We start from the raw sequence: 8,164 nt of genomic DNA on the forward strand, positions 1-8,164 counted from the left end.
CATCTGATTCCGGGTGATGATCTCCGGCAGATGATGATCCATCCCCCGGGTATGATCCGACCCGGGACGCATATGATCATCCTCATAAACAGAGGAACAGAGATACGAGACCGGTTGTGCAGGTATTTCGATGACATATAATTTTTACAATAAATATCTTCTTTTCCCGTATCAGAGCGCATAATGAACCCCCTTAAAGAAAGCACTTTGACGGCATCATGAGAGGAAATTAACTATTATATCTTAATCTGTGGAGATTATCATGGAGATAAACTCCAGAAAAATTAAGAAAGTTTATCTATCTTATCTAACAACAATTCCTGTAATCGATTTTATATCGATAGAAAGGCTGGTGCATGATAGCATGGCGTTTGCAATGCATATCAATTTGGAGCGTTGTACTGGTTGTAACAATTGTGTTGTTGCATGCCCGGTAAACGCATTAGAGCTCTACACTGTCGATCCCGTCACCAAAGACAAGATCTACTCTGTACGCGACGGAAAGGCAATCGTACTTGACGTCAACAGCGAGCTCTGCGCCGGATGCGGCGTATGCGTCGAGGCATGTCCATACAATGTTATTCGACTGGTAGGACCGTGGGAGACCGTCCGGGCGCCTGTTCAGGGTGCCGGAGCTTACCACTGATTGGAGGAGAAGAGAGGGATTTTAAATGGCTATGAGCAATTTGTACCCAAAGTTCTCCAGGACAAGAGACGGCGTAAAGGTTGTTATGGAGCAGAAGCTCCTGCAGCATACGAATAACCTGATCTTAGACAGCGAAACCTGCACAGGATGTGGCATCTGTGTCGAGGCCTGCCCGGAAGATGCAATCTCCCTTGGCCTGGTCGGAGCAATCCGCAGGGGAGCTATTTCAACAGTAGATGACGCCCCCGTAAGCGTCGATGCTGAGAAGTGCTCCTACTGTGGTGTCTGCGTCATTATGTGCCCGTTCAATGCACTGTCCCTGGAGATAGATGGAGAAGAGAAACTTCCGATTCTGGAGAATGAAGGCTTCCCACAGTATGATATGGTCACAGTGATCGATGACGAGAAATGTGTCCGTTGTACCATCTGTGACGAGATCTGCCCACGTGAGGCAATTGACCGCGATGTCCCCTTATTTGAGGGAGCAGATGATGAGGGTGTTGCACGCCAGAACGCATTGACGGCGAAGACCGAATTTGTCGTTGATGACGAGAAATGCAACTACTGCGGTATCTGTGGTGCACTCTGCCCGGCTATCGATGTGAAGCACAAACCCTTCACCGCCGAGACCGGGACCGTTGATGGAGAAGTCATCTGGACCGAGGACCTCTGTGATGCATGCAACATCTGTGCAGAGGCATGTCCGGAAGAGGCGATCACCGTCAAGAGGACGGTCGAGTCCAAGAAGCTTCCCGGAACAGTCACGATCATCCAGGAAGAATGTTGTACCTGTACCTGGTGTTCACAGAACTGTCCGGAAGAGGCGATCACCGTCGAGAAGATCTTTGAGGGAGACATCACCTTCAATGCAGACAAGTGCCCGTCAGGATGCTCAACCTGTGTTGAAGTATGCCCATGTAATGCAATCTATCTGCCAACTCCAAAGCCCGCAAAGGAGCTGAAGAGGGAGCAGGAAGATGTTATTGCCGTGAACAAGGACTTCTGCATGCTCTGTGGCGCATGTGTCAACGCCTGTCCGGGTGAAGACATCATCGTTCTCAAGAGAACCGGAATCAGGGTCAAAGGTAAAGAGACGGACCTTTTCAAGACGATCAAAGCGAAGCTTCTGACTCCACGGACATCCCAGGTTCGGGAAGACCAGGCAAAGATCGGAGAGGTTCAGCTGAAGAGAATGGAGACTGCGTGAGGTTTTCATTATGGCAAAAGCAAAAGGTTACTCCGACGAAACCCTGTCTGTCAGGCTTGCCGACAGATATTACCGCCCAGAAGAATCATCCGATGACTTTCTCGAGAATGTAGAGAAGATCTCGATGACCATCCCTCATATGTGCTACCAGTGTGGCACATGCACAGGGTCATGCCCATCAGCACCGAGGAGTTCGTATCGGATACGGAAGTTTGTCCGCCGGGCCGTCCTCGGACTTGAGAATGATGCACTGACAGACCCGGATCTCTGGCTCTGCACCACCTGCTACTCATGCACTGACCGGTGCCCCCGTGACATCGCCCCGACAGATGTTATCATGGCGATGAGAAATCTCGCATTTAAGCGCGAGATTGTCCCACGAAACTTCCTAAACACTGTTCAGTTCATCTATAAGACCGGGCACGGGGTTCCAAATAACGATGTGAACCGTGCAGCCCGTGTCAGGCTCGGACTCGAAGCAGAACCCGAGACGACAGCAAAATATCCGGACTTCATTCCAGGAATTCAGAAGATCCTCGACCACTATGGCCTGAAGGACAAAGCTGATGAAATTCTGGCGGAGGGTCAGTAATGTCAGGAAAAACACACCAATACGCATTCTTCCTTGGATGCATCGCACCAAACCGGTACCCTGGCATTGAGGCAGCTGCCATCAAGACCAGTAAGAACGTCGGTATCGAACTTCTCCCTCTCAAAGGCGCATCATGCTGTCCTGCACCAGGTGCATTCGGGTCCATCGACCTCAAGGTCTGGTACGCGATGGCGGCACGCAACCTCGTCCTCGCAGAGCAGATGAATATGGATATCGCTCTCATCTGCAACGGCTGTTACAAGTCAATCTGGGAGGTTAACCACAAGCTCAAACACCATGACGAGCTCAGGGACGACGTCAACGAAGTCCTCAAAGAGATCGATATGGAGTTTAAAGGAACCATCGATGTCCGCCACCTTGCTGAGATCTACTATGATGAGGCAGTCTGTGGTGTGGCAAAACTCGCCGACAGCGTGACAACACCCCTCAAGGGTGTCAAGATCGCCGTCCACTACGGATGCCACCTGCTGAAACCACGGAAAGACCGTGAGTTTGAGGTCGAGGCGGTCGGAGATACCGAGAACCCGATGTGGATGGAAGAGCTCGTTGGCGCACTTGGTGCAGAGCCGGTCCAGTACCGCAACAAGATGCAGTGCTGTGGCGCAGGCGGCGGTGTCCGGGGCTATGATATTGCACATGCCCTCGACATCACCAACGAGAAGCTGATCAATATGAATGAGGTCGGTGCGGACGCAATCACCGAAGTCTGCCCATTCTGTCAGCTCCAGTTTGACCGGGGCCAGATCGAGATCGGAGAGAAGTTCGGTGTCGAGTGGACGATTCCTGTTCTCCACTTCAATGAACTGCTTGGCCTTGCACAGGGCATGAGCCCGCAGGATCTCGCACTTGATCTCCATGGAATCTCCTGCGAACCATTCCTGAACAAACTCCAGTGAGGTGCACTATGGTTGACGAAGCAAAATCACAAAAACCACGAGTTGGTGTATATATCTGTCACTGTGGTACCAACATCGCTGGTTCTATCGACATTAAGGAACTTGAAGAGTTTTCAAAAGGAATTCCAAATGTCGTCCGGGTAGACGAATACCAGTACATGTGTTCAACCCCGGGACAGAAGAAGATCGAAGAGGACATCAAAGAGTACAATCTCACCGGTGTCGTCGTTGCCGCATGTTCTCCACGTCTCCACGAGCCGACATTCAGGACAGCATCCAAAGAGGGTGGACTGAATCCGTTCAGGTTCGAGATGGCAAACATCCGTGAGCAGAACTCATGGGTCCACATGCATGACAGGCAGGGTGCAACCGACAAGGCAAAGGATGCTCTCAAGATGGCAGTTGCCAAGGCATCACTCCTTGAGGATCTCTATCCAAAGTCCGTGCCGGTCGAGCATACCGCAATGGTCGTCGGAGCCGGTGTCGGAGGTATTCAGGCAGCACTCGATCTTGCAAGCTCAGGGATCAAGACCTATCTTATCGAGAAGTCACCGACAATCGGCGGCAGGATGTCGCAGCTTGACAAGACCTTCCCGACACTCGACTGTTCACAGTGTATCCTGACACCAAAGATGGTGGATATCGACAGACATCCAAACATCGAACTGATGACCTATACCGAGGTCGAGAAGGTCGAGGGATATATCGGAAATTTCGATATCACACTCCGGAAGAAGGCACGTGGTGTCCTCACCCCTGCCGAGGCTGAGGCACGCGGTATCGTCGGTGGAGGATGCAACGGCTGTGGAGACTGTGAAGGAGTCTGCCCCGTCATCAAGCCAAACCCGTTCGAGATGGGAATGGCGCCACGAAAGGCGATCTATATCTACCACGCACAGGTTGTTCCACTCATCTACACGGTTGATTTCGACTCCTGTGTGAAGTGTAACCTCTGTGTCGATATCTGTGGCGACAAGAAGGCCATCGATCTCGAGATGCAGGACGAATTTGTCACCGTCAAGGTAGGTACAGCAGTTCTTGCCGTCGGATACGAACTCTTCCCGGTCGAGAAGAAGACCGAGTGGGGATACAAGCGCTACGACAATGTCATCAACGCACTCGAGTTTGAACGTCTCATCTGTGCGTCAGGACCGACCGGCGGTAAAGTGATCAGGCCAAGCGACGGAGAGACGCCAAAGAGAGTCGGGTTCGTTCTCTGTGCGGGATCACGGGACAACACCGGTATCGGCAAGCCATACTGCAGCAGGTTCTGCTGTATGTACTCGCTCAAGCACGCCCACCAGATACATGAGAAGATTCCGGGTGCACAGCCATACATCTTCTACATGGATATCCGATCCTTCGGAAAGATGTACGAGGAGTTCTACTACCGTATCCAGGACGAGGGAGCGAAGTTCATCCGTGGACGTGTCGCTAAGATCGAAGAGGATCCGATCACCAAGAACCTCCATGTCATCACCGAGGATACGCTCCTTGGCCAGCCGGTCGATATCGAGCTGGATATGGTTGTTCTCGCATCGGCAGTACAGCCAACAGCAGAGACAACACATGTCAGAAACCTCTTCGGTATCTCATGTTCCGGGGACGGATGGCTCCTTGAAGGTCACCCCAAGCTGAACCCATGCGGTACAACAACAGCAGGTGTCTTCCTCGCAGGTGTCTGTCAGGGACCAAAGGATATTCCTGACACGGTAGCACAGGCAGAAGGAGCAGCGGCAGCAGCATCGATTCCGATCCATGTCGGAGAGGTCGAGCTTGAGCCATACTTCGCCATGTGTATCGAAGAGAAGTGTGCAGGCTGTGGAATGTGCATCGACCAGTGTCCATATTCAGCACTCGCTCTCGTCGAGAAGGATGGCCGCGAGGTTATGCAGGTGACAGAGGCAAAGTGCAAAGGATGCGGGACATGCGGAGGGTTCTGCCCCGGCGGTGCAATCTGGATGCAGCACTTCAGCACACCCCAGATTGTTGCCCAGATTGATGCGTTCCTCCTTGGAGGTGAACAGTAAATGTCAGACGAGTGGAAGCCAAAGATCTTCGGGATCATCTGCAACTGGTGTTCCTACGCAGGTGCAGACCTGGCAGGGAGTGCACGGACACAGTACCCGCCTGACATCAGGACAGTGCGTGTCATGTGTACAGGACGGGTCGATACCCTCTTCATCATGAAGGCATTCATCGACGGAGCAGACGGGGTTCTCATCTCAGGATGCCACTTCGGAGACTGCCACTACCTTGAAGGAAACTACAAGGCGGCAAAGAGGATGTTCCTCATGAAGAGTGTCCTCAAGAACATGGGACTTGAAGACAAGCGGCTCAGAATGACATTCGTCTCAGCTTCTGAGGGAGCAAAGTGGGCACAAGTCGTTACCGATGTCGTCAAGACAGTCAAAGAACTTGGACCAAGCCCGCTCAAGGAGTTCGGATACGAATAGAGGAGGCTGGAAACGTGACAAAGATTACATTGAACCTGCTCACCGGACGTACCATTCAGCAGGGAGCCACGATGGAGGGCGGCAAAGAGAAGAAGGCCTATACAAAGGCCTGCGCCATCATCGAGATGACCCCTGAGGATATGAAGAGACTCAACGTCTGGAAGAACACAAACGTCCGCGTCTCAAACGAGTTTGGCAGCGTCACCGTCAAGGCCGTAGTAGCAGACCAGGGTCTCCACCCTGGCGATGCCTACATGCCGATGGGGCCATGGTCAAACATGGTCGTTGATCCAAACACATACTCAACCGGTATGCCGACCTTTAAGGGAACACCCATCGAGATTGAGGTGGCAATCAACGAGCCGATCTATGACTCCCAGGAACTCGTTCGCAGGGCGTGCGGACTCAAGGTGTGAGGCAGAATATGGCAAATATTGTATCAGACGTAATATGCACCTTCTGCGGAACGCTCTGTGACGATCTTGAGATCGAGCTCTCCGATGACGGCAGGAAGATCAAAGAGGTCTATCATGCCTGTGCCATCGGTGCAGAGAAGTTCCTTCATTCCCAGGCAGAAGACCGGATCACCCGGCCACGGATGCAGGATGACGACGGTAACTGGACCGAGGTCTCCTACGAGGAGGCGGCAAAATACACCGCAAAGATCCTCTGTGACGCAAAGAAACCCCTGATGTATGGCTGGTCCTCAACCTCCTGTGAGGCACAGAGTGTCGGTCATGAGATCGCCGAAGCCGTCGGCGGCATGGTGGACAACACCGCGACCGTCTGCCACGGGTCATCACTCATCGCCGTCCAGGACGTCGGGATTCCATCCTGCACCCTCGGCGAAGCGATGAACCGTGCCGACCGTGTCGTCTTCTGGGGCTGCAACCCGGCACACGCCCACCCACGGCATATGTCCCGGTACTCGGTCTACCCCCGTGGATTCTTCACCGGGAAGGGCTCAAAGAGCAGAAAGGTCGTCGTCGTTGACCCACGCAAGACCGATACCGCATCCCTTGCCGATGCACATCTCCAGCTTGAACAGGGTCGTGACTACGAACTTCTCTCCGCATTCCGGGTCGCGTTCCGTGGCGAAAAACTTCCGGATTTCGTTGCAGGCATTCCAAAAGACCAGATCTACGAAGCAGCCGACCTCTTAAAGAGCGGCAGGTTTGTGATCATCTACTTCGGGATGGGTGTCACCCAGTCACTGGGCAAGAACCATAACATCGATATCGCAATCGGGCTGACCCGCGACTTAAACGACTACACCAAAGCGGCCATTATGCCGATGCGGGGCCACTACAACGTCACCGGCTCAGGCGAGGTCCTCGGCTGGCAGTTCGGGTTCCCGTTCTGTGTCGATCTCTCCCGTGGTGTCGCCCGGTATAACCCCGGCGAGACCAGTTCAAACGATCTGCTCATCCGGGATGAAGTCGATGCCGTCTTCGTCCTCGGGTCTGACCCCGGTGCGCACTTCCCGATCAGCTCGGTGAAGAAGATTGCACAGCTCCCATCGGTTGCCATCGACCCCCATCTCACCCCGACGACCGCGGTCTGCAAACTGCATGTCCCGGTCGCCTTCGTCGGTGTCGAGGTCGGCGGCTGCTGTTACCGGATGGATAACGTCCCAATCGAGTCACGCAAGGTCGTTGACCCGCCGGAAGGGATGCTCACCGACCAGGAGTTCCTCACGATGGTCCTTGGTGAAGTCAGGAAAAACAAGGGAGTGTAGAACCAATGGCAGAATATCTCATCAAAAATGGTTTTGTCTTCGACCCGGTCCTGGGGATCAACGGAGATAAGAAGGACATCGCCATCAAAGACGGCAAGATTGTCGAGAGTGTCGGTGCATCTGCAAAGGTGATCGATGCTGCCGGCAAGACCGTGATGGCCGGGGGTGTGGATATCCACGCCCATGTCGCCGGACCAAAGGTCAATGTCGGCCGGTGGTTCCGCCCTGAAGACAAGAAACAGGCGACCTATGAACCTGGCCGCGGTGTCCGCAGGATGTCGGGCGGGTTCTCTGTCCCGACCGTCTTCAAGACCGGCTACGAGTATGCGAACATGGGGTACACCACCGTCATGGAGGCGGCGATGCCCCCGTTCTATGCACGGCATGTCCATGAAGAGATGCGGGACACCCCGATCATCGACCAGGGTGCCTACCCGGTCTTTGGGAACAACTGGTTCGTCCTTGAGTATCTCAAGAACGGCGAGCTCGAGAACACCGCGGCATATATCGCCTGGCTCCTTCGGATGACGAAGGGATATGCGATCAAATGTGTTAATCCCGGCGGTACCGAGGCATGGGGCTGGGGCCTGAACTGTACAAGCGTTCAT

General features: G+C 53.5%; 9 protein-coding genes. All 9 read left to right on the plus strand.

The window, feature by feature from the left end:
• The first annotated feature begins 364 nt into the window (after window positions 1-364).
• Window positions 365-646 (plus strand): 4Fe-4S binding protein, encoded by a 282-nt coding sequence (locus RJ53_RS06915; RefSeq protein WP_211530908.1) that lies wholly within the window; start codon window positions 365-367, stop codon window positions 644-646.
• 31 nt (window positions 647-677) lie between these two features.
• Complete coding sequence (locus RJ53_RS06920) at window positions 678-1,853, plus strand: 4Fe-4S binding protein (protein ID WP_211530896.1); 1,176 nt, start codon at window positions 678-680, stop codon at window positions 1,851-1,853.
• Window positions 1,854-1,863: 10 nt separating this feature from the next.
• Window positions 1,864-2,445 carry a CoB--CoM heterodisulfide reductase subunit C gene (gene hdrC / locus RJ53_RS06925; RefSeq protein ID WP_211530897.1) on the plus strand — a complete coding sequence of 194 codons (582 nt, stop codon included), beginning with the start codon at window positions 1,864-1,866 and terminating at the stop codon, window positions 2,443-2,445.
• Window positions 2,445-3,362: a CoB--CoM heterodisulfide reductase subunit B gene (hdrB, locus tag RJ53_RS06930; RefSeq protein ID WP_211530898.1), complete on the plus strand. Its 918-nt coding sequence runs from the start codon at window positions 2,445-2,447 to the stop codon at window positions 3,360-3,362. The genes hdrC and hdrB overlap by 1 nt, the downstream gene beginning before the upstream one ends.
• Window positions 3,363-3,370: 8 nt before the next feature.
• Window positions 3,371-5,392 carry a CoB--CoM heterodisulfide reductase iron-sulfur subunit A family protein gene (locus tag RJ53_RS06935; protein WP_211530899.1) on the plus strand — a complete coding sequence of 674 codons (2,022 nt, stop codon included), beginning with the start codon at window positions 3,371-3,373 and terminating at the stop codon, window positions 5,390-5,392.
• Window positions 5,393-5,818, plus strand: coding sequence for a hydrogenase iron-sulfur subunit (locus RJ53_RS06940; protein WP_211530900.1), 426 nt, complete (start codon window positions 5,393-5,395; stop codon window positions 5,816-5,818). It abuts the gene before it with no gap.
• Window positions 5,819-5,832: 14 nt separating this feature from the next.
• On the plus strand, window positions 5,833-6,234 hold the full coding sequence (locus RJ53_RS06945; protein WP_211530901.1) for a molybdopterin dinucleotide binding domain-containing protein: 402 nt from the start codon (window positions 5,833-5,835) through the stop codon (window positions 6,232-6,234).
• An 8-nt stretch (window positions 6,235-6,242) separates the two neighbouring features.
• Window positions 6,243-7,556 (plus strand): formylmethanofuran dehydrogenase subunit B, encoded by a 1,314-nt coding sequence (locus RJ53_RS06950; protein ID WP_211530902.1) that lies wholly within the window; start codon window positions 6,243-6,245, stop codon window positions 7,554-7,556.
• A gap of 5 nt (window positions 7,557-7,561) precedes the next feature.
• On the plus strand, window positions 7,562-8,164 hold a 603-nt coding region (locus RJ53_RS06955), incomplete at its 3' end, for an amidohydrolase family protein (protein WP_211530903.1).

It is taken from the genome of Methanocalculus chunghsingensis, from assembly GCF_018132105.1.
GTDB classification, from domain to species: Archaea; Halobacteriota; Methanomicrobia; order Methanomicrobiales; family Methanocorpusculaceae; genus Methanocalculus; species Methanocalculus chunghsingensis.

Excerpts from the sequence above, each read along its gene's own strand:
- RJ53_RS06915 (WP_211530908.1), top strand. The coding sequence starts at position 365 with ATGGCGTTTGCAATGCATATCAATTTGGAGCGTTGTACTGGTTGTAAC.
- RJ53_RS06920 (WP_211530896.1), top strand. The coding sequence starts at position 678 with ATGAGCAATTTGTACCCAAAGTTCTCCAGGACAAGAGACGGCGTAAAG.
- hdrC (WP_211530897.1), top strand. The coding sequence starts at position 1,864 with ATGGCAAAAGCAAAAGGTTACTCCGACGAAACCCTGTCTGTCAGGCTT.
- hdrB (WP_211530898.1), top strand. The coding sequence starts at position 2,445 with ATGTCAGGAAAAACACACCAATACGCATTCTTCCTTGGATGCATCGCA.
- RJ53_RS06935 (WP_211530899.1), top strand. The coding sequence starts at position 3,371 with ATGGTTGACGAAGCAAAATCACAAAAACCACGAGTTGGTGTATATATC.
- RJ53_RS06940 (WP_211530900.1), top strand. The coding sequence starts at position 5,393 with ATGTCAGACGAGTGGAAGCCAAAGATCTTCGGGATCATCTGCAACTGG.
- RJ53_RS06950 (WP_211530902.1), top strand. The coding sequence starts at position 6,243 with ATGGCAAATATTGTATCAGACGTAATATGCACCTTCTGCGGAACGCTC.